General features: G+C 60.8%; 15 protein-coding genes and 3 pseudogenes. 11 read left to right on the forward strand and 7 right to left on the reverse strand.

Annotated features, from left to right (window positions below; translation table 11 throughout):
* The first annotated feature begins 129 nt into the window (after nt 1-129).
* The 4 genes and pseudogenes from tssI to JFT58_RS30505 all read left to right on the forward strand — a co-directional run bounded on the left by tssI (nt 130) and on the right by JFT58_RS30505 (nt 5,796).
* Nucleotides 130-2,025, forward strand: coding sequence for a type VI secretion system tip protein TssI/VgrG (gene tssI, locus JFT58_RS26185; protein WP_054898233.1), 1,896 nt, complete (start codon nt 130-132; stop codon nt 2,023-2,025).
* Nucleotides 2,025-2,861, forward strand: a complete 837-nt coding sequence (locus JFT58_RS26190; protein ID WP_054898234.1) for a DUF4123 domain-containing protein — start codon at nt 2,025-2,027, stop codon at nt 2,859-2,861. Before tssI ends, JFT58_RS26190 begins: the two co-directional genes overlap by 1 nt.
* Complete coding sequence (locus JFT58_RS30500) at nt 2,854-3,633, forward strand: hypothetical protein (protein ID WP_371262642.1); 780 nt, start codon at nt 2,854-2,856, stop codon at nt 3,631-3,633. The genes JFT58_RS26190 and JFT58_RS30500 overlap by 8 nt, the downstream gene beginning before the upstream one ends.
* Nucleotides 3,634-3,646: 13 nt before the next feature.
* A pseudogene (locus JFT58_RS30505) lies at nt 3,647-5,796 on the forward strand (lipase family protein).
* A 9-nt stretch (nt 5,797-5,805) separates the two neighbouring features.
* On the opposite strand, the gene codA reads toward JFT58_RS30505, so the two are convergent.
* The 4 genes from codA to JFT58_RS26220 form a co-directional block, all read right to left on the reverse strand.
* On the reverse strand, nt 5,806-7,041 hold the full coding sequence (codA, locus tag JFT58_RS26205; protein ID WP_034125811.1) for a cytosine deaminase: 1,236 nt from the start codon (nt 7,039-7,041) through the stop codon (nt 5,806-5,808).
* A gap of 48 nt (nt 7,042-7,089) precedes the next feature.
* The gene (codB, locus tag JFT58_RS26210; protein ID WP_054898236.1) at nt 7,090-8,358 is read right to left on the reverse strand and encodes a cytosine permease; all 1,269 of its coding nucleotides are present in this window, start codon (nt 8,356-8,358) and stop codon (nt 7,090-7,092) included.
* 398 nt (nt 8,359-8,756) lie between these two features.
* Nucleotides 8,757-9,113: a 6-carboxytetrahydropterin synthase QueD gene (gene queD, locus JFT58_RS26215; protein WP_003190259.1), complete on the reverse strand. Its 357-nt coding sequence runs from the start codon at nt 9,111-9,113 to the stop codon at nt 8,757-8,759.
* Nucleotides 9,114-9,210: 97 nt separating this feature from the next.
* A complete protein-coding gene (locus JFT58_RS26220; RefSeq protein WP_054898802.1) occupies nt 9,211-10,290 on the reverse strand; it encodes a hypothetical protein in 1,080 nt (359 codons plus the stop codon).
* Between the two features lie 158 nt (nt 10,291-10,448).
* Between JFT58_RS26220 and JFT58_RS26225 the strand changes: the two genes are divergently transcribed.
* The 4 genes from JFT58_RS26225 to JFT58_RS26240 are packed head-to-tail and all read left to right on the forward strand — an operon-like array spanning nt 10,449 to nt 13,040.
* Nucleotides 10,449-10,751 carry a PepSY domain-containing protein gene (locus JFT58_RS26225; RefSeq protein ID WP_054898803.1) on the forward strand — a complete coding sequence of 101 codons (303 nt, stop codon included), beginning with the start codon at nt 10,449-10,451 and terminating at the stop codon, nt 10,749-10,751.
* A complete protein-coding gene (locus JFT58_RS26230) occupies nt 10,751-11,062 on the forward strand; it encodes a PepSY domain-containing protein (protein ID WP_003190266.1) in 312 nt (103 codons plus the stop codon). Before JFT58_RS26225 ends, JFT58_RS26230 begins: the two co-directional genes overlap by 1 nt.
* Nucleotides 11,062-11,730 (forward strand): response regulator transcription factor, encoded by a 669-nt coding sequence (locus JFT58_RS26235; protein ID WP_034135263.1) that lies wholly within the window; start codon nt 11,062-11,064, stop codon nt 11,728-11,730. The genes JFT58_RS26230 and JFT58_RS26235 overlap by 1 nt, the downstream gene beginning before the upstream one ends.
* Nucleotides 11,727-13,040: a sensor histidine kinase gene (locus JFT58_RS26240; protein WP_054898804.1), complete on the forward strand. Its 1,314-nt coding sequence runs from the start codon at nt 11,727-11,729 to the stop codon at nt 13,038-13,040. Before JFT58_RS26235 ends, JFT58_RS26240 begins: the two co-directional genes overlap by 4 nt.
* A 252-nt stretch (nt 13,041-13,292) precedes the next feature.
* Here the strand turns inward: JFT58_RS26240 and JFT58_RS30870 are convergent, their stop codons facing one another.
* Together JFT58_RS30870 and JFT58_RS30875 are read right to left on the reverse strand one after the other, a co-directional pair.
* The gene (locus JFT58_RS30870; RefSeq protein ID WP_370694801.1) at nt 13,293-14,048 is read right to left on the reverse strand and encodes a methyl-accepting chemotaxis protein; all 756 of its coding nucleotides are present in this window, start codon (nt 14,046-14,048) and stop codon (nt 13,293-13,295) included.
* 102 nt (nt 14,049-14,150) lie between these two features.
* A pseudogene (locus JFT58_RS30875) lies at nt 14,151-15,440 on the reverse strand (HAMP domain-containing protein); the annotation flags it as partial.
* A 229-nt stretch (nt 15,441-15,669) separates the two neighbouring features.
* Between JFT58_RS30875 and JFT58_RS26250 the strand changes: the two are divergent.
* The 3 genes and pseudogenes from JFT58_RS26250 (at nt 15,670) to JFT58_RS30885 (ending at nt 18,854) form a co-directional block, all read left to right on the forward strand.
* Nucleotides 15,670-16,989, forward strand: coding sequence for a Na+/H+ antiporter family protein (locus JFT58_RS26250; protein ID WP_164919368.1), 1,320 nt, complete (start codon nt 15,670-15,672; stop codon nt 16,987-16,989).
* 185 nt (nt 16,990-17,174) lie between these two features.
* Nucleotides 17,175-17,996 (forward strand): annotated as a pseudogene (locus JFT58_RS30880) (cache domain-containing protein); the annotation flags it as partial.
* Nucleotides 17,997-18,098: 102 nt separating this feature from the next.
* Nucleotides 18,099-18,854, forward strand: coding sequence for a methyl-accepting chemotaxis protein (locus tag JFT58_RS30885; RefSeq protein WP_371264158.1), 756 nt, complete (start codon nt 18,099-18,101; stop codon nt 18,852-18,854).
* Between the two features lie 22 nt (nt 18,855-18,876).
* Here JFT58_RS30885 and trhP read toward each other — a convergent pair whose 3' ends face one another.
* Nucleotides 18,877-20,190 carry a prephenate-dependent tRNA uridine(34) hydroxylase TrhP gene (gene trhP, locus JFT58_RS26260; RefSeq protein WP_054898807.1) on the reverse strand — a complete coding sequence of 438 codons (1,314 nt, stop codon included), beginning with the start codon at nt 20,188-20,190 and terminating at the stop codon, nt 18,877-18,879.
* Nucleotides 20,191-20,310 lie beyond the last annotated feature (120 nt).

The following is a 20,310-nucleotide window of genomic DNA, read 5'->3' on the forward strand; positions in this document are numbered from 1 at the left end:
TATTCGGTGCGGGCCGAAAATCGCCTGAAATCGCTAAGCTTGAGCATGTTCAGGTGCTTTTTTTCCAATCCAGTTGGCGTTGGCGAAAGAGAGTCGTTCAATCGAAAAGTTGATGGCGGGTAACAAAGGATGGTTAACAAGTTTCTTTCGTCATGTTTCAAATTGATCCTTTCAGAAATAAATACAGATCTTCAGGTAGTAGCGTTCAAAGGCAGCGAAGCCCTCGATCAACCTTACTTCATACAGGTGCAGTTAGTCAGCGAAGATCCTTCTCTTGACCTGGAGGCATTGCTTCATAAACCCGCCTATCTGGACTTCGGGGAAGCAGGGCAGGGCCTGCATGGGTACGTCTACGCCATCGGTCGGGACGATCCCGGTGCGCGACTCACCCGTTATCACATCACGCTGGCTCCACGCCTGGCATCCCTTGCCCATCGTTGCGACCAGCGGATTTTCCAGCAGCGCAGCGTACCGCAGATCATTGCGACGGTCCTCGAACACCACGGCATCTTCTCTGACGCCTATGCCTTTGAACTCGGGCCGGTGGTGTATCCGCCACGCGCGTTTTGCGTGCAGTACAGGGAGTCCGACCTGCATTTTATCCAGCGGCTGTGTGAAGAGGAGGGCATCCACTATCACTTTCGTCACAGCGTGGACAATCATCTGCTGGTGTTCGGTGATGATCAGACAGTATTTCGACGGTTGTCGGTGCAGCGGTATTGTTCGTCGCCTGATCCGGCGCTCCAGAGCCATGTTGTACAGCGCTTCGACCTGCGATTGGAGACGCGCAGCCGGCGCACTGTACGTCGTGACTATGACTTCGAGCACCCTTCATTTCGTCTGCAAAAAGAGGCCGGTGCCGTGCAGGCGCAAACTTTGGAAGACTATGCCTACCCTGCCGGTTTTAAGGGGCATGCGCGCGGCGCGCAGCTGGCGCGACGCGGCCTGGAGCGTCACGAGCGTGATCGCCACAGGGTGTTGGGCAAGAGCGATCAGCCGGCATTGCGCAGTGGTCACTTCCTTGAGCTATGTGATCACCCCGACCCACTCTGCAACGATTTATGGCTGCTGACTTCGGTGCGTCATGAGGGTTACCAGCCGCAGGTGTTGGAGGAGTCGATGGTTGAAGCCAGTGGATTCCAGGGCTATCGCAACCGATTCACCGCGACACCCTGGCGTGCAGTGCATCGACCGGCCCTCAAGCATCCCAGGCCAACGATCAGTGGCAGCCAGACCGCGACGGTAACCGGGCCTGCGGGCGAAGACGTGCATTGCGATGCCTATGGTCGGGTGAGGGTGCGCTTTCATTGGGATCGTGTGGACAACCGCGAGGGGGCGAGCAGTTGCTGGCTGCGCGTGGCGTCCGGTTGGGCGGGGGACGGGTTTGGTGCCATGGTGATTCCACGGGTAGGCATGGAAGTGCTGGTGAGCTTTCTGGAGGGCGACCCGGATCACCCTCTCGTCATGGGTTGCCTGCCCAATGCATCAAACCTGCCAGCCTATCCCTTGCCGCAGCACAAGACACGCAGCGTGCTGCGTAGCCGCAGCTCACCGGATGGCGGAGGGGCTAACGAGCTGCACGTTGAAGATCGACGCGGCGAAGAACTCATCTACCTGCACGCCCAGCGTGACTTGGAACAACGGGTGGGTCATGACAGTCGCCTGGAGGTAGAGGGCGATAGCCTGACTCGCGTTGGCCAGAGCCTGGTGTTCGAAGCTGGGCAGCGGGTTCACCTCAAGGCCGGTGCCAGCCTGGTCATTGAGGCCGGTGCGCAACTGAGCTTGATGGCTGGCGGGGAACACTTGGTGATGCAAGCGGGCAGTATCTCAAGCAGCAGGCCCCTTACCCAGGCCGGTTCGTCGGTCGCAAACAGTTCGGCGAGCCCGGCTTTGTTCGCTGGCGCGCAGTTGTCGGCAGTGCAAAGCGTCGTCATGGACTTGGCCAGGCAACTTGACGCGGACTTTTGCCCCCTGTGCGAGCGCTGTCGCGAAGGCCTGTGCGATATCACGCAGAGGGCGGCTTGATGGACAGCTTGCCCCGTCGTTGGATGGCCCAACAGCTGCAGAACGGGCACCGATTGTGCCTGATAGTGGAAGGTGGCCACGAGGCTCGCCAGCCTCTATTGGCAGGTTGCGCCCCGTCGCACTATTGCAATCTCTATAGCGATACCGCCGCGGCGGAGCTGGCGAGTTCTGGCCCGATCATCCTCTTGCTTGAGCAGATCAATGAACCCGCCCTGGCTGATCTGTTGCAACACCCCGAGTCAAACTGGGGGTGGCTCGCGAGCTTGTCGGCTACCGACTTGACGGATGTGGCGCGCCATTGGCGCGAAAGGCTCCTGACAGGGCCGGAGGGCCAGCAGGCGCTTTACCGCATTCACGACAACCGCACCTTGGCCCGCGCCCTGGCCTATCTGGCCAAAGAGCATTGGCCGGTCTACCTCGGGCCGCTGATCAGTGTGTGCTATTGGCACGAAGGCCATTGGTGCCATCACGAAAACCCTGCACCGGGCGATTACCCAGCGCCTCGGCTCCCGCCTTGGCTCGATACACCCAATCCCCAGGCCGAAGCCATCCTGAACGCCAATATCCTGCGTTACCTGTTGGCGGAACACAGTGAAGACCTGGCGGCATTGGTCGAATTCCAAGACCCAAGGATTTGGCTGGCCCAGGTACTGGCGCAGGCGCGCGCTTGGCAATGGCGGGAGCCGGAGAAGCTCGAATTTCTGGTGGTGCGTCGTTTGGCAGAGGCGACCCGAAGCAGTGTTATCCATTGGCAGCCGAGGGCCGGCGAGGCGCCAGGGGAGCATTTTGAACGAGTGGTGGAGCAGTGGCGCAGGGAGGTAGGGAAAGGTGAATAGGTGGATAGGGTGGGTGTTGCTGGTTGTTGCGGCTGCGTGGCTTTCGGGGTGTACGGGGAGGACGGTGGAGCGTTTTACATTGGAGGTGGATTTGCCGGCGCAATTTGAACTTAAAACGGCTGCGAACTACCGGCCCGCAACGGGTGAGACCTGCACCTTGCCTCGGCGGCGAGGCAAAAGACCTGAGCGAAAAGTCTTTTTTACAGACTACAAGCCTGTGGCGAGCAGTGTGAGTTATGAGTTGCCACTGACTGAAACGGTAGACGGTTGTCCATTGGTCCTGCGCAGTGTGGAATTTGACTTCTATGCGAAGTGGGGGACACGGAGTACGGATGTGGGCGGGAATTTCGGGAGTATTTCCATTCGAGACCGTTTGGAGGCCGAGCTACCTGGGATGCCCGACTCGGGTGTGCAGGAAATACTTGGGCAATGTAAGTGGCACTTTCGGACCGTAGGGCCTTTGCATGCGATTAGAAAACTCCTGATCTGCAATTCATTGGATTCGATGGGTAACTTGCAAGAGTCGCGGGTAGGGGGCGTGGCGCAACGGCCGCAATTACCGGGGAAAAAGCTGAGGCTGGTGCTATCTGTCAGTGAGGATGAGTTACCTGCCTTTGATGATAGATGGGTAGCTGTGCCGGGTGGATGGCGGCGATGCAGAGGCAAGAGTTTCGAAGACCTTTTTGCATATTGCGCAGGTAACACCACGGACTTTAAACCCATAAAAATGCCGGACGGGCGCATATGCGACGTCTATCCAACATGCAAGTAACAAGGACGAATTCATGAAGCTGGATGCATGGAAGCAAGCTTTTTTCAGTGAACGAATGCCTGCTTGCGCATTGAAAGGGCACTGGGTAAGTTTTCGTTTGGTCGATATGGCAGGCAATGGAAAAGCCTATGGCGGACTGCCATTTTCGGTCCATGACAGTTCAGGGAGACAGTAGTCGGTAAATTGAATGGCGAGGGTTTTGCCAGGCTGCAAGATTTCTACTGCGGCCCTGTTGTTCTCATGTTGGATGATTTGTATAGCGGGACTGAGGAGCCGTACTACCAGCTAAGAACGCGCCGAACGTACAAACTGCCTATCACCGAACTTCAAATTCGCGCTGAGCGAACTTTTTTTGGTAGTGCTGGCGGCAGACGCGTTGAGGGGGGGCCTGCCTACCAAGAAGCGGATGGGTTTTATCAGGTTGAAGTAAGCGATTTGGTACGCCATAGCGCTCATTTGCCCCGACCTGCTTCGTCAGCTTTGCGTCCCAAGCGCCATGCACTGAAAATGTTGGCCGATCTGGGCTTCGGCCCGCCTCAGCCTTCATTGGTGGGTATCGTACTGTTCCCCAACAAGCACACCGTTCTGGAAGTGCGACCACTACGGGCCTTACGCCCCATCTTATCCACCGAAGACGGCTTCTGTGCCCTGAACCTATACCAACTGGCATTGTTTGCAGCGTTGAGTTACTGCGATTTTGGACAGGCCCCCGCCGAAAAACCATTAGACGAAGTCCGGTTTCCGTTGGATCCGAGCGTTGGAAATTTATTCGCTGAACAGCTTTCGGTGTATCACGAAGCCTGGCGAATTGATCCGAAGCAATCACACCGTTTTTACCCGATCTACGAAGATATTCCTTACTCCCAACGCTTCGAAATCCTGCCGTTCGATCCCGTGTTGTATCCCCAAAATCGCCCGGAACGAAACGAAGAGCAGGAGCATCCCGCACGTCTGCACTTTTTCGATGATGAAAAATTTGGCACTGATACCCAGGCCTTCATCACTCACCACGATCAGATCATCCTGATTTCTGTGCGAGGAACGGTCAGCCGTGCCGACGTATTACGCGACGCCGACGCCCATCAGGTGTCTTTCGACGACGGCGTTGGAAAAGCGCACGGTGGTTTTTACCAGGCCTACCGGGCTATGCGTGATTTCGTATTGCAATACCTTGATCAGTTTCATGTGGGCCAGCGCATCGTAATTTGCGGCCACAGCCTTGGAGGCGCCATTGCATTGCTGTTGGCCGAAGGGCTGCGCCGAGCCCAGGATGCCCATTACAACGTCCTTCTCTACACCTACGGCGCCCCCCGCGCCGCCGACTCTGAATTTACCGCCGGTGCCTCTTCCCTGGTCCACCACCGCATCGTCAACCACAACGACCCTGTCCCCAGCGTCCCGGCGCCCTGGATGAATACCACCGCCAAGCTCTGGATTCCCGGGGCCATCACGCTATTCAGCAATCCCGTACCCGGTGGCCTGTTGTTCGCCGCAGGGCTGGTGCGCGTGGGTGGTAACCCCTATCGACATCATGGCGAGCAATATCATTTCATGCCGATCACGCTCCCGGATGGCAGCCATTCTTCGGTGTTATGGAAACCTGGCTGTGAATCCCTCCAAGAAGCGGGTTGCAACCGCGCATTGCAACTGCAGGGCGACATGCCCGACCGCGATAATGTGCTGAGGCAGCTGTTTCAAGCCGACCAGCACTTCATGACCACCAGCTACATCCCCGCGGCGTGGGCGACATTGCGCCGCTGGCAACAAACCCTGGAGAGTGAGGGCCCGTTGGTGACCCAGAGGGAATTCGAGCTGCTCGACCGGGCCTTTGAAGACATGCGCGAGCAACTACGGGCCAAGCGGCGTGAACTTGCTCTGCGGCGCCCTGCCAATGATCGTAGCCATGAACCTACCGATGCCTTGAACGCAGAGATCGACCGTTTGCACACCAGCCGACAGCGCTTGGCAAGCCTGCGCTGGCGTCGCCTGCAAGCCCGCGATGTCTACGGCAGCCATGCCTCTTCTGCACATCTGCAAGCGAGCCTCAAGCGTTGGTTCCGCCATCGTGAGAATCGTGAGCCGGCCCAATTCACCAGCGTTCCGCCGCCTTCCCACGATGAACAGGTACGGGTGCAAACGTTGGACATCGACTCAGTCGTCTAACCCACGCGGTTACATAAACTCTACCTGTGCCGGTTGCCGTTTCATCAGTACCTTGCCGTTGCGAATCGAGTACAACGGCAGGCCCTGGCTACGTATGACTTCGTAGTCGCTGTCGGCCGACAGTATCAGCAGGTTGGCCGGGCGACCTGCTTGCAACCCATAACGATCGCCTAGGGCCATGGCTTTGGCACTGTTGTCGGTGACCAGGTCCAGGGCGTTTTGCAAATTGCGGTAACCGAGCATATGGCAGATGTGCAGACCGGCCTCCAATACTCGCAGAATGTTGCCGTTACCCAGCGGGTACCAGGGATCGACGATGGAATCCTGGCCGAAACACACGTTCATGCCGGCCTCAAGCAGTTCGTTCACACGGGTGACACCACGGCGTTTCGGGAAGTTGTCGAAGCGGCCCTGCAGGTGGATGCTTTCGGTGGGGCACGAGACAAAGCTGATGCCGGAGTGTCCTAGCAGGCGAAACAGCTTGGCGCAGTAAGCATTGTCGTAGGAACCCATGGCGGTGGTATGGCTGGCGGTCACGCGGGCACCCATGTCGCGGCTGCGGGCTTCTTCCGCGAGGACTTCGAGAAAGCGTGAGTGGGGGTCGTCGGTTTCGTCACAGTGCACGTCCACCAGGCAGCCAGTGCGTTCGGCCAGATCCATGAGGAACTTCACCGAACTCACGCCTTGGTCGCGGGTGTATTCGAAGTGGGGGATGCCACCGATCACATCGGCACCCAGGCGAATGGCTTCTTCCATCAACTCACGACCATTGCGGAATGACTCGATGCCTTCCTGGGGAAAGGCGACGATTTGCAGGTCGATCAGGTGGGTGCTCTCTTCACGTACCTCCAGCAGGGCCTTGAGTGCGGTGAGGTCCGGGTCGGTGACGTCGACATGGGTGCGCACATGCTGGATGCCATGGGCGGCGAGGGCCTGAATGGTTTTTTTGGCCCGGGCCTTGGTGTCTTCCAGAGTAATGGTGGCCTTGCGTTCGCCCCAGCACTCGATGCCTTCAAACAGCGTACCGCTCATGTTCCAGCGCGGCTCGCCGGCGGTGAGGGTGGCGTCGAGGTGGATGTGGGGCTCGACAAAGGGCGGTATGACCAGGTTGCCGGCGGCGTCCAAGTCGCCGGCCATCAGTGTGGGCGCTCCGGTTTGCGCAGTGATGCTGGCGATCCGGCCATTTTCCAGGTGCAGATCATGCAGGCCTTCACGGTTGCGCAGGCGGGCATTGATGATGTGCATGGGCAAGTTCCTCTTGGCTAAAAAATCAGGCAGACAGCCGCCAGATCCTCAGGACGATACCGATGTCCAGGCGGTCATGGCGCGTAGTATGGCGCTGAGCAGCACATAGGTCAGCGATGCGGCAAAAATTCCCACCAACGGCGCGACCCACGGCGAGTTGAACGCGACCACGGTACCCACCCCATACGCGATCAGACCTGGCCAATTGAATGCCGGTAAGTGAGCCTCTGCCAAGCGCGGATATTGGCCGCGATAGCGATAGAAGAAGTCCGCCATGATCACGCCTCCTATCGGCGGGATGACCGTGCCCAGCAGGATCAGGTACGGCACCAACAGGTCGTACATGCCGAACAAGGCGAGCAGGGTGCCGATCACCGCGCCGGCCAGGGTCACGCTCTTGCGACGCTGGGTACGCAGCAGGTTGCAACCGGCGACGGCGAAGTTGTAGATGGTGTTGTCCTGGGTGCTCCAGATATTGAGCAGCAACATCGCCATCGCCGCCGTGGCGAAACCTTGCAGCAGCAAGACTTCCACTACATCCGGTTGCTGATAGACGATGGCGCCATAGGCCCCGATCAGCACCATCAAACCATTGCCGACAAAAAAACCGATCAGGCTGGCCCACACCGCAACCTTGGCCGAGCGCGAAAACCTCGTCCAGTTGGTGGCCTGGGTTGCCCCGCTGACAAAGGTCCCGAACACCAGGGTGATGGCGGTGGACAAGTCCAGCTCAGCGCTGGGCACCACCGCCAGCAGCCCCTCCAGCCCGCCGACCTTTACAGTGGCGACCCACATCGACAGCAGCAACAGGAGCCCCATGGCCGGCACCGCGATGTAGGACAGGATTTCCAAGCCGCGATACCCCACGTAGGCGGTGGCGCAGAACAGTAAGCCAAATACCACCATCAGCCCCAGCACACTGCCCTGGCTCAATTGGAAATACTTGCCCAATACCACCGCAGCCGTGGCCGTGCCCCAGGCATACCAGCCGATCTGGGTAAAACCGAGGATCAAGTCACTGAGCTTGCTGCCCACTTCGCCAAAGCAGAAACGCCCCATCAACACCGAGTTCAAGCCGCTCTTGAACGCGATGTAACCCAAGCCTGCGGCGTAGATACCCAACAACAGGTTACCCAGGGCCACGACGCCGAGCATGTCGATGAAGCTGAACGCCACCCCCAGCTTGCCGCCGGCGAACATGGTCGCGGTAAAAAAGGTGAACCCCAGCAACACCATGGCCGTAGAGGCCAGACCCTTGCGCGCGTGCAAGGGGACTTCGCTGAGAGGGTAGTCGTTGCCGGGGTCTTGTTGCGTCATGGGGGCTGCTCCCTGAGTGGTGACCCAGGTCGTGTGCATCCTGCGTGCCAATGCAGGTGCAGGCAGGTATGCGCTGACGGAGTAAGCCCTTTATAAGGCCGCCTCCTCCCAATCAGCGCAAAAGCAGTGCAGCGGTGAGCCAAACTGGCTCAGTCGATCGGCGTCTGTGCGGGTTTTCCTAATGGATCAGCCCGCCGCTTCGAAAAAAAACACCTACAGTTGGCAATGCCAGCCAATTAAGAGCTAGAGCGAACAAACAGTGACCTGTGGCGAGGGAGCTTGCTCCCGTTGGGCTGCGTAGCAGTCCCATCTTTTGGGGCCGCTTCGCGACCCAGCGGGAGCAAGCTCCCTCGCCACAGTGACATTCCCCGCAGGTGGTCTTTTCAACACTCGATCACTTACTCGCCGCGATAAATGCACCCACTGGTGCAGGTCTCGTGGATACGGATCGCACTGAGTTCCGGCAACAAGGGTTTCAGTTCATTCCAGATCCACTTGGCCAGCACTTCGCTGGTGGGGTTTTCAAGGCCGGGAATGTCGTTGAGGTAGTTGTGGTCGAGGCGTTCATAGAGCGGCTTGAAAATCGCCTTGATCTCCGAGAAGTCGCGAATCCAGCCGGTATGGGGATCCAGGTCGCCGCTCAGGTGGATGGCCACCTTGAACGAATGCCCATGCAGGCGCCCGCATTTGTGGCCTTCCGGTACGTGGGGCAGGCGGTGGGCGGATTCGAATGTAAATTCCTTGAAGATTTCCACAGTGTTTTCAGCTCGGTCAGGTGTCTGGCAGGCGGCGAGTTTAACAGCTTGATCAACCTCTGCGCATACCGCCCCTCGGCCGCAGGCGCCCATGCGGTCAAAGGGCTAGCAAACGGTCGCCGAGCTTGCCGTTATCCGCCAATGCCAAAAACTCATCCCCCAGCCGTTGGCTCTCGCTCATGGCAGTTTGCCAATATTTGTTACGGCCAGGGTCATCGCCCATAAAGCGCTTGAAGTCGCTGCGGTCTGGCAGCTTGCCGTGGGGCAGGCGGGCCAGGTAGTCCCTGGACGGCGCCAGCAGTAACACATCCTGCAAGCCTTGCTGGTTGCTGCGTCGCCATGGCAGGCCCTTGTCGAACCAGCCGGGGATGACCCGGTCGGTAAAGTGCGGGTACAGCACGATGTCATCGCCGTGGTAGGGCAGGTCGAGGTGGTAGTCCAGCAGGCCGCCGTCGCGGTAGGTGCCGGCCCCGGCCCCAGGCAGGTCGCGTACGCCTTGCATGACCATGGGGATCGACCCGGACGCGAGCAACGCCTGGCGCAGGTTGCCCACGTCCAGGGTGAGAAAGCGCGAGGGGAAATCCTTCAGGGGGTGTACAGGGGGCGCCTGGCGCGGGTCGTGGATGATCAGCCGCTCGAAATGCCGCGACAGCCGTGCGCGGCCCCGCAGGTTATCGGCAATCACCGATGACAGGCCCAGCCCCAGCCGCCCACGGTGGTCATCGGCGAGCAAACCGTGGCTCTTGACCACCATGATGTTCAGCCGATAGTCGGGGTTGTCCAGCACCCGCGCATCGCGCCCGGCCAGCAGGTCGTCGAGCATGCGTTGGCAGCTCTGGCTGACTTGCGCCATGGTCACGCCTTTGGCAAAGCGCTGCTCGTTGTACAGCCGGCCCAGGTCGAGCAAACCTTGCACCGGGTCGGGCAGGCAGGCGCTGGCAAACCGCCAGGAGCCAATGGACGCGCCGATCAGCGCACGCTCGCGCGGCGCACGGGGCAACCAATCACCGAACAGCGCCAGGTCGAGCCCTTGGATACCCAGGGCCTTGGGGCCGCCAGCCGCCCCGGGGAGGATACCGACGTCGGCAGGCGCAAGGCCCTGCTCGCGGATGCGGGTGATGGCGCGTTTACCGGCCTTGAGGGTCAAGGCCGGGAACTTGATATGGATGGCTGTCATACCGGTCTCTGTTGAGGCGAGCGGGGCAGTATAGGAAATCTCGCAGGCAGTGGGAAAAATGGCTTGACTGGAATTGCCATGGTGGCAATTCAGTTTCAGTTAAGTTGCAGGGCGTACGGTGGCCGATGTAGGAAAACATCATGTAACGGAGACTTATCATGAAGCGCCTCACTGCCCTGGGCGCCGCCGCTATCATCCTCGTTACGGCGACCCCGGCCGCCGCCGTGGACCCCGACAAGCCACTGATCGTGCCGGCCACTGTTACAATTGTCGCTTTCGATCAGTTGGAAGCCACGGCCCTGGCCCTTCACCCTGGTTCGACGCTGCTGGACACCGATCTGGATGAGGAATACGGCAAGTACGTCTATGAAGTCGAGCTACGAGATACCGACGGCATTGAATGGGATGTTGAATTGAACGCGCTCACCGGGCAGGTTCTCAAGAATCATCAGGATACGTAATGAAGGTAAATTTACGCGTCGGCAGTCGCGTGGCGCTGGTGCTCATGGTGTTTTGTTCCAGCCTCGCGGCCCGCGACCTCAATCAGGACGAAGCCCTGGCCCTGCGCCAACAAGGCGTCATCCTGCCATTGGAACAGCTGTTGCAGCAGGCCATGGCGCGATACCCCGGCTCACGGCTGCTGGAAGCCGAACTGGAAAAGAAACACGGGCAATACGCCTATGAAGTGGAACTGGTGACCACCGAGGGCGTGGTGCGCGAGATCAAGCTGGATGCCACCAATGGCGACCTGATCAAAGATGAGGAAGACTGATGCGCCTGCTCCTGGTGGAAGACAACGTGCCCCTGGCCGACGAACTGATGGCCGGCCTGCAGCGCCAGGGCTACGCGGTCGACTGGCTGGCCGATGGCCGCGACGCCGTGTATCAGGGACGCAGCGAGCCGTATGACTTGATCATCCTCGACCTTGGCTTGCCCGGTTTACCCGGGCTTGAAGTGCTGGCGCAATGGCGCGCCGCCGCGTTGGCCATCCCGGTGCTGATCCTCACGGCCCGCGATTCCTGGGCCGAGCGTATCGAAGGGCTCAAGGCCGGCGCCGATGATTACCTGAGCAAACCCTTTCACCCTGAAGAGCTGTACCTGCGCATCCAGTCGCTGCTGCGCCGCTCCCACGGCCAGACGAACCAGCCCACCCTGCAAGCTGCCGGTCTGCATCTGGATGAAGGGCGCCAGTGCGTGCTACGCGACGGCGCCGAGATCCAATTGACGGCTGCCGAGTTTCGCTTGTTGCGCTATTTCATGCTGCATCCCGAACAGATCCTGTCCAAAAGCCACCTGGCCGAACACTTGTATGACGGTGAGACCGAGCGCGACTCAAATGTACTTGAGGTGCACGTCAACCACCTGCGACGCAAATTGGGCCGCAGCGTGATCGAGACCCGGCGTGGCCAGGGCTACCGTTTCGGCGCCACCCCGGCATGAGGTCGATCCAGCGGCGCTTGAGCCTGGGGTTGATCAGCGTGATGGTGATTGTCGGCGTGGTGCTGGCGCAAACCAGCCTGTGGTTGTTCGAGGCGGGTTTGCAACGCTACCTTGAAGCGGGCTTGCGCAACGACAGCGAAAACCTGCTGGTGGCGCTGGTGCGTGGGCCCAACGGCGTGCAGTTGGATGAGCAACGCCTGTCGCCGGCGTACCAGCGGCCGTTTTCCGGGCATTACTTTCGTATCGACTTTGCCGATGTGCATTGGCGCTCCCGTTCATTGTGGGACCAGGAACTGCCCCGGCTCCCGGTGGCGGGGCTCAAGGGCAACCTGCAACTGGGGCCCGAAGGCCAGCAACTGTTGGTGCTGCGCTCGGACTACAAGCGCTTCGGCCAATCGATTTCCATCAGCGTGGCCCAGGACTACACGCCTGTGCGCGAAAGCTTTCGCCTGATGCGCCAGGTCGGCCTGGTGATGGGGCTGGCGGCGCTGCTGTTGGTGCTGATCCTGCAACGGGTCACCGTGCGCCGTGCCCTGCGCCCCCTGGAGACCGCACGCAACCAGATCGCCCAACTGCAACAAGGCCAGCGTTCGCAACTCGACACCCAAGTGCCGCTTGAGCTGGAGCCACTGGTGGCGCAGATTAACCACCTGTTGGCGCACACCGAAGACAGCCTCAAGCGCTCTCGCAACGCCCTCGGCAACCTGGGGCATGCGCTGAAAACCCCGCTGGCGGTGTTGTTGAGCGCGGCCTCCAGTGACGCGCTCAAGGATCATCCGCAACTGAGCCAGTTGCTGCGCGAGCAATTGGAGCAGGTGCAGCAGCGCCTCAACCGTGAACTCAACCGTGCGCGCCTGGCGGGCGATGCCTTGCCGGGCGCGTTGTTTGACTGTGAACAAGAGCTGCCCGGTTTACTGGCCACCCTGCGCATGATCCACGGCGAACACCTGGACCTCAGCTATCAGGTGGCGCCGGGCCTGCAACTGCCCTGGGACCGGGAAGACCTGCTGGAACTGCTGGGCAATCTGTTGGACAACGCCTGTAAATGGGCGGACGCCGAGGTACGCCTGAGCGTCAGCGAGACGCCCCAGGGCTATCGGCTGGCGGTGGAAGACGACGGCCCCGGCATTCCCGAGGCCCAGCGCGACCAAGTGTTCAGCCGTGGCGCACGCCTGGATGAGCAAAGGGTTGGCCATGGCCTGGGTTTGGGGATCGTGCGCGACATTGTTGAGGTGTGGGGTGGGGTGTTGCAACTGCAGGAGAGTGAGCTGGGTGGGCTCCAGGTATTGATCCAGTTGCCACGCCGCTGACACTGGCACACCGCTGCTCAAAATGTGGGAGCTGGCTTGCCTGCGATCGCATCGACTCGGTTTACCTGGAATACCGAGGTGTCTGCATCGCCTACTGTAGGAGCGAGCTTGCTCGCGAAAAACGTCAACGATAACGCGTGCTTGCTGAATGAACGCGGCGCCTGTGAGTTTTTCGCGAGCAAGCTCGCTCCTACAAAAAGCCCTTAACGGACTGGCATTGGGGCAGGGTCCCACAGAAAAGCCTAGCTACATTCAGACCCTGAACTGATCCATCAACCCCTGCTGCTGGTTCGCCAGGCTGTTCAACGCCTGGCTGACCCGCGCCGATTCATTGGCCTGCTCCGACAACGATTCGGTCACATCGCGAATGGTCGCCACGTTGCTGTTGATCTCTTCGGCCACGGCGCTTTGCTCTTCCGCGGCGCTGGCGATTTGCAGGTTCATGTCGCTGATCACCGTGACCGCATCGCCAATCTGGCGCAAGGCGGTGACGGCCTGGCCGACCTGTTCGACGCTGCCCTGGGCCTGGCGATAGCTGTTGCCCATGGAACCGACCACATCGCTGGTACCGGTTTGCAATTGTTCGATCACCAGGCGGGTTTCTTCCACCGATTCCTGGGTGCGCCGTGCCAGGTTGCGCACTTCGTCGGCGACCACGGCAAAACCGCGGCCGGCTTCACCGGCGCGAGCGGCTTCGATGGCGGCGTTGAGCGCCAACAGGTTGGTCTGCTCGGCGATGCCGCGAATCACTTCGAGCACCGAGCCGATCTGTTCGCTGTTGGCGGCCAAGCCTTCAACTTGGGTCATAGCGGTGCTCATGTCGGCGGCGAGCTCGCCAATGTTGGCGGTGGTGCGGTCGATAACCGTCAAGCCTTGACGAGTCGCCTGGTCGGCATCTCGGGCGGCTTGGGCCGCCTGGGCGGCGCTGCGGGCCACGTCCTGGGCGGTGGCGCTCATTTCGTGGGATGCGGTGGCCACCTGATCCACCTGACGGTACTGCTGCTCCATGCCGGCGCTGGTTTGCGTGGCAATAGCGGCGGACTGGTCGGCGGTGCCGCGAGCGTCCTGCACCGAGCGTTTGACCTCGGCAATGATCGGCTGCAGCTTGTCGAGGAAACGGTTGAACCAGCCGGCCAATTGGCCCAGTTCGTCCTGTTTGGCATAGGCCAGGCGCCGGGTCAGGTCGCCTTCGCCGCTGGCGATATCCTCAAGCATGTGCGCCACGCCGAGGATTGGCCGGGTCACGCTGCGTGCCATCAGCCACACCAGGATCAAGCCGACCACGGCGGCCAGCAGGCCCAGGCCCAGTTCCAGCAGGGTGCCTTTGGCGTTGTCGGCGTCCAGCTGGTTTTTCAGCGCTTCGGCGGGGGCGACCAGGACTTTTTCCGGTACATCCAGCAATACGCCCCACGCCTTACCGCCGGGAATCGGCGCAAAAGGCGCCAGTACCTTGAGTTGGTGGTCGGTGCGCAGGCTGCGGGTCTGGGTACTGCTGGCCAAGGCACTGGTCAGCTGTGCGCCGCTGGCCGGGTCGACCTGCTCCAGGCGTTGGCTGAGTTTGCTGGCATCCGGGCTGTAGCCAGCCAATAAGCCAGTGGCGCTGAGGATGCTGACCTGGGTCTGGCCGTCGTACAGTTTCTGGCTGGCCTGTTGGCTGACCGCCTGCAGGCTGTTGAGGTTGATATCCACCGACAGCGAGGCGATGACTTTGCCATTGACCATCAGCGGGAACACGATGCTGGTCATCAGCACGTTCTGGCCGTCGATCACATAGAAGTAGGGCTCGATCACGCAGGGCTTGAGAGTCGTGCGCGGGCAGGTGAACCAGGCGTTGGCCTTTTCGCCGCTGGGGCCGATGGAGGTGTCGGCCATGTCGCTCTCGGGCAGCGCCATCGAGGTGATTTTCCCCGGTGTCGGTTGCGACCAGTACAGCGCGAAACGGCCTTTGTCATTGCTGCCCAGTTCCGCCTGGTTGGCGAACAGTTCGTCCTTGCCGTCCAGCGCATTGGCTTCGAACACCAGGGACAGGCCGAGCAGGTCGGGGTTGGCCTGCAGGGCGGCCTTGACCTGGCGCGTCAGGTCTTCACGGGTGTCGAAGGCATCGAGAAAGCGCTTCTCGGCCTGCTCGCGCAAAAACAACACCTGGCGGGAAAAGCCATGGCCGTACTGGTAAGCATCCATGAACTGCTGGCGAATGCCCAGCGCTTGCACTTCGCCTTGGGCCTCGATGCGCGACTGGGCAGCTTCGTCGAGCATCTGCATGCTGGACGCCTTGACCTGCTGCGAGCTCTGCGCCATGCGATACAGCGACAGACCCACCAGCAGGGTCACGATCCCCAGCAGGCAGAGGCCCGCCAGCAGGGTGATTTTCCATTGAATGGAGAGCTGCCTGAGCGACATCGGGACATCCTTACCTGAAAGCACATAGAGACAGCGTATCGGCCAGTGCCGGTATTTCTTTATCTGTGCAGAGGGCTTTGTCTCACCACAGTTTTTGACATGACAGCCCAGCTCCTGCAAAGTGCGCGCCCTCTAATAAGACCTCTTTCAAGCCTGCACGCCGGCAGCTGTTCCCATGGGCCGCGCGCGGGCATGCCTGTCTTTTTTGTTTCTGCTTGAGGTAACCATGATTAACGCAGTCATCGCCGCGGTCGGCACCATGCTGGTACTCAGCCTGTCCCGCGTGCATGTGGTCATCGCCATTATCGTCGGCGCCCTGGTGGGTGGCTTGACCGGTGGTCTAGGCATCGAGGCCACGCTCAAGGCCTTCAACGGCGGGCTGGGCGGCGGCGCAACCGTGGCCTTGTCCTACGCATTGCTCGGTGCTTTCGCCGTGGCGATTGCCAAGTCCGGCCTGGCCCATGCGCTGGCGGACAAAGCCTTGCTGCTGGTGGACCGCCAGGACGCCAGCGGTGGCAACCACGTCAAATGGCTGCTGATCGGCCTGTTGTGGGTGGTGGCGATTGCCTCGCAGAACATCTTGCCGATCCACATTGCGTTTATTCCGCTGCTGGTACCGCCGCTGCTGTATGTACTGACCAAGCTGCAACTGGACCGTCGCCTGATCGCCTGCGTGATGACCTTCGGCCTGATCACCCCGTACATGTTTCTGCCGGTGGGCTTTGGCAATATCTTCCTCAATCAGATCCTGCTGGCCAACGTCGCCAAGAGCGGGGTGGATATCAGCGGGGTCAACGTCACCCACGCCATGGGCCTGCCGGCGCTGGGCATGGTGGTCGGCCTGCTGGTGGCGGTGCTGATCAGCTACCGCAAAAAGCGTGTGTACGACCTGAAGAAAATCGAACGTGTCGAGCAAGTGGCGGTGCAGTACAACCCGCTGACCCTGCTGGTGGCCGGCCTGGCAATTGCCTCGGCGTTCATCATCCAGTTGTGGCTGGACTCGATGATCATCGGCGCCCTGGCCGGGTTCCTGATCTTCTCGGTGTCGGGCATCGTGCGCTGGCGCGACACCGATGACCTGTTCACCGAAGGCATGAAAATGATGGCGATGATCGGCTTCATCATGATCGCGTCCTCAGGTTTTGCCGAAGTGCTCAAGGCCACCGGTGACGTGAACTCGCTGGTGCAAACTTCGGCGGCGTTCATCGGCCATAGCCGGGGCGTCGGCGCGTTGTTGATGCTGCTGGTGGGGTTGTTGGTGACCATGGGCATCGGCTCGTCGTTTTCCACGGTGCCGATCCTCGCGGCGATTTTCGTGCCGCTGTGTGTGCAGTTGGGCTTCAGCCCGGTGGCCATCGTGTGCATCGTTGGTACCGCCGGTGCCTTGGGCGACGCCGGTTCGCCTGCCTCGGACTCCACCCTAGGCCCCACCTCCGGCCTGAACATCGACGGCCAGCACCACCATATCTGGGACACCGTGGTGCCGACCTTCCTGCACTACAACCTGCCGCTGCTGGCGTTCGGCTGGCTGGCCGCGATGACGCTCTGATCCAGGCGAGAACCTCTGTGGCGAGGGAGCTTGCTCCCGCTGGGCTGCGAAGCAGCCCCAAAAAAGCGTGCGGGCGCTGCGCACCCCAGCGGCAGCAAGCTGCCTCGCCACACAAGCTCGCTCCTACAGTAATCGCTCACATGGCCGTTAACCTCTCAAGTCGCCACTAACAAGAGAGAAAAGCCATGCGTCTGAGTTTGAAGGCCAAAGTCCTGGCCCTTGCTGTCGTGCCGGTGTTGTTGTTTGCCGTGGTCATCAGCCTGACCACCGTGTGGATTCTGCAGGGCCAGGCCCGCAACGAGGTGGATGAAACCCGTCAGCGCCTGCTCAACGACGCCAAGGCCACCCTGCAAAGTTATGTCGAGGTGGCCATGACCACCATCAAGCCGCTCTACGACGCGGCACCCCCCGGCGATAGCGCGGCGCGGGCGCAGGTGGTCAAGTTGTTATCCAATACCAGCTACGGCAAAGACGGCTATTTCTTCGGCTACGACTCCGAAACCATCCGCCTGTTCAAGGGCAACAGCCCGGACGGCGTGGGCAAAAGCTTCAAGGACAACCGCGACCCCAACGGCGTCTACGTCAACCGCGACCTGGTCAAGGTTGGCAAGGACGGCACCCACTACCTGCAATACAGTTCGACCCAGCCCGGCCAGACCGAACTGGTGCCCAAGCTCGGCTATACCGAGTACCTGCCCAAGTGGGGCATGGTGATCGGCACCTCGGTGAACCTCGATGGCATCGACGCCCAAGTGGCGGTGGTGCAGGCAAAAGTCGAGAAGCGCATGCAAGGCGTACTGTTGAGCATCCTCGGCGTGGCCGTGGTGGTGTTGCTGGTGATCGCCGCCGTGGGCATGCTGCTGGCCAATACCATCCTGCGCCCGCTGCACCTGATGAAGGCCAACCTCGATGACATCGCCGCGGGTGAAGGCGACCTGACGCGCCGCCTGGCCATTACCAGCCAGGATGAACTCGGCGACCTGGCCGGTGCATTCAACCGCTTTGTCGATAAAATCCATGGCCTGGTGCGCCAGATCACCGACATGACCGCCCAACTCACCGGGCTGGTGAGCCAGGTGTCCGACCAGGCCCAGCGCTCAGAGCAGGCCATGGAACGCCAGCGCCACGAGACCGACCAGGTGGCCACCGCGATCAACCAGATGTCCTCGGCGGCCCACGAAGTGGCACGCAGTGCCCAAGGCGCCGCCGTCGCTGCGCAGCAGACCGACGCCGAAGGCCAGGCCGCCAAGCGGGTGGTGGACGGCAGCATCGCGCAGATCCATGCGCTGGTGAACGACATTCGCAGCAGCGGCGTGTCCCTGGACAGCCTGCAGCAGGATGTGTCGTCAATCGTCAGTGTGCTCGGCGTGATCCGCTCTATCGCCGAGCAAACCAACCTGCTGGCGCTCAACGCTGCCATCGAGGCCGCACGGGCCGGGGAGGCTGGGCGTGGCTTTGCCGTGGTCGCCGATGAAGTGCGTGCCCTGGCCAGTCGCACCCAAACCAGCACCCAGGAAATCCAGGGCATGATCGATCGCCTGCAAAAAGGCACCGAGGCGGCCGTGGACGCTATGCGCCGTTCCAGCGATGCCGGCGACGGCACCTCGGCCCAGGCCAACCAGGCCGGCGCGTCCCTGGACACCATGGCGCAACTGATTGGCACCATCAACTCAATGAACGCCCAGATCGCCAGCGCCGCGGAAGAGCAGACCGCCGTGGCGGAAGAGATCAACCGCAGCGTGCATCAGATTGCGGTAGCGGTGGACAGCGTGGCGGACGAAACCCAGTTGGGCGCTCATACGTCTCGCAGCCTGGCAGACTTGGGCCAGCGCCTCGGGCAGTTGGTAGGCCAGTTCAGGATCTGATCCATCCAACCCACGGCAGGGTTTAAACGTCGCGCATCAGCAGGCCAAAACGCAGGTCCATCTGCGCCGGAATCGGCACATACACCGTATGCCCGTCCCCCGGCGCCACCTCAATGCTTTCGCCCTTGGCGTTATGCAGGCTCGGCAAGTCAAAATGAAAATTGCCGGCGGGCGTCATCAACTCCAGGTGGTCGCCCAGCACAAAGCGATTCTTCACCTTCACTTCGGCCAACGCGCCACGTCGTTCGCCAGTCAGCTCCCCGACGAACTGCTGGCGCTCGGAAACCGAGCTGCCGTTCTGGTAGTTCTGGTATTCATCGTGCACGTGGCGGCGCAGGAAACCTTCGGTGTAGCCACGCTGGGCCAGGGACTCGAGGTTGGTCATCAAGCCGCGGTCAAACGCCCGGCCGGCCACTGCGTCATCGATGGCCTGGCGGTACACCTGGGTGGTGCGCGCGCAGTAGAAGTGGGACTTGGTGCGGCCTTCGATCTTCAACGAATGCACGCCCATCTGTGCCAGGCGCTCCACATGCTGCACGGCCCGCAGGTCCTTGGCGTTCATGATGTAGGTGCGGTGTTCGTCTTCGAAAGCAGGCATGGGGTCATCGGGGCGATTGGCCTCTTGTAGCAGGAACACCTGATCGGTGGGCGTGCCGATGCCCAATGTGGGTTGGTATTCATGGACGATATCGCCAGTGGCATTCTCCACTGCCGGCGTGGCCTGGTATTTCCAGCGGCAGGCATTGGTGCAAGTGCCCTGGTTGGCATCGCGTTTGTTCATATAGCCCGACAGCAGGCACCGCCCGGAATAGGCCATGCACAAGGCGCCATGTACAAACACCTCCAACTCCATCGTCGGCACCTGCTGGCGGATTTCGCCAATCTCTTCCAGAGACAGCTCCCGCGACAGAATCACCCTGCAAATGCCTTGTTGCTGCCAGAACGCCACGCTGGCCCAATTCACCGTATTGGCCTGCACCGACAGGTGGATGGGCATCTGCGGGAAGTGCTGGCGCACCAGCATGATCAGCCCAGGATCGGACATGATCAGCGCATCCGGGCCCATGGCGATCACGGGCGCCAGGTCCTTGAGGAAGGTCTTGAGCTTGGCGTTGTGCGGCGCAATGTTCACCACCACGTAGAAGCGCTTGCCCAGGTCATGGGCTTCCTGGATGCCGAGGGCCAGGTTGGCGTGGTCGAACTCGTTATTGCGCACCCGCAGGCTGTAGCGCGGTTGGCCGGCATAGACCGCGTCGGCACCGTAGGCGAAGGCGTAGCGCATGTTTTTCAGGGTGCCAGCGGGAGCGAGCAGTTCGGGGGCAGTTATCGGGCGCATGGGTGTGGGTCGCAAAAAGGCGCGAGGGTAGTGCTGGAGCGATAACGGGATATTGACCCAGGTCTAAATAACGCGATCTATGCTTGTTCGATAAACAAGGGCACTCCCACGTTTGGCTGC

This window comes from Pseudomonas sp. MF6767 (genome assembly GCF_016405475.1).
GTDB lineage: Bacteria > Pseudomonadota > Gammaproteobacteria > Pseudomonadales > Pseudomonadaceae > Aquipseudomonas > Aquipseudomonas paracarnis.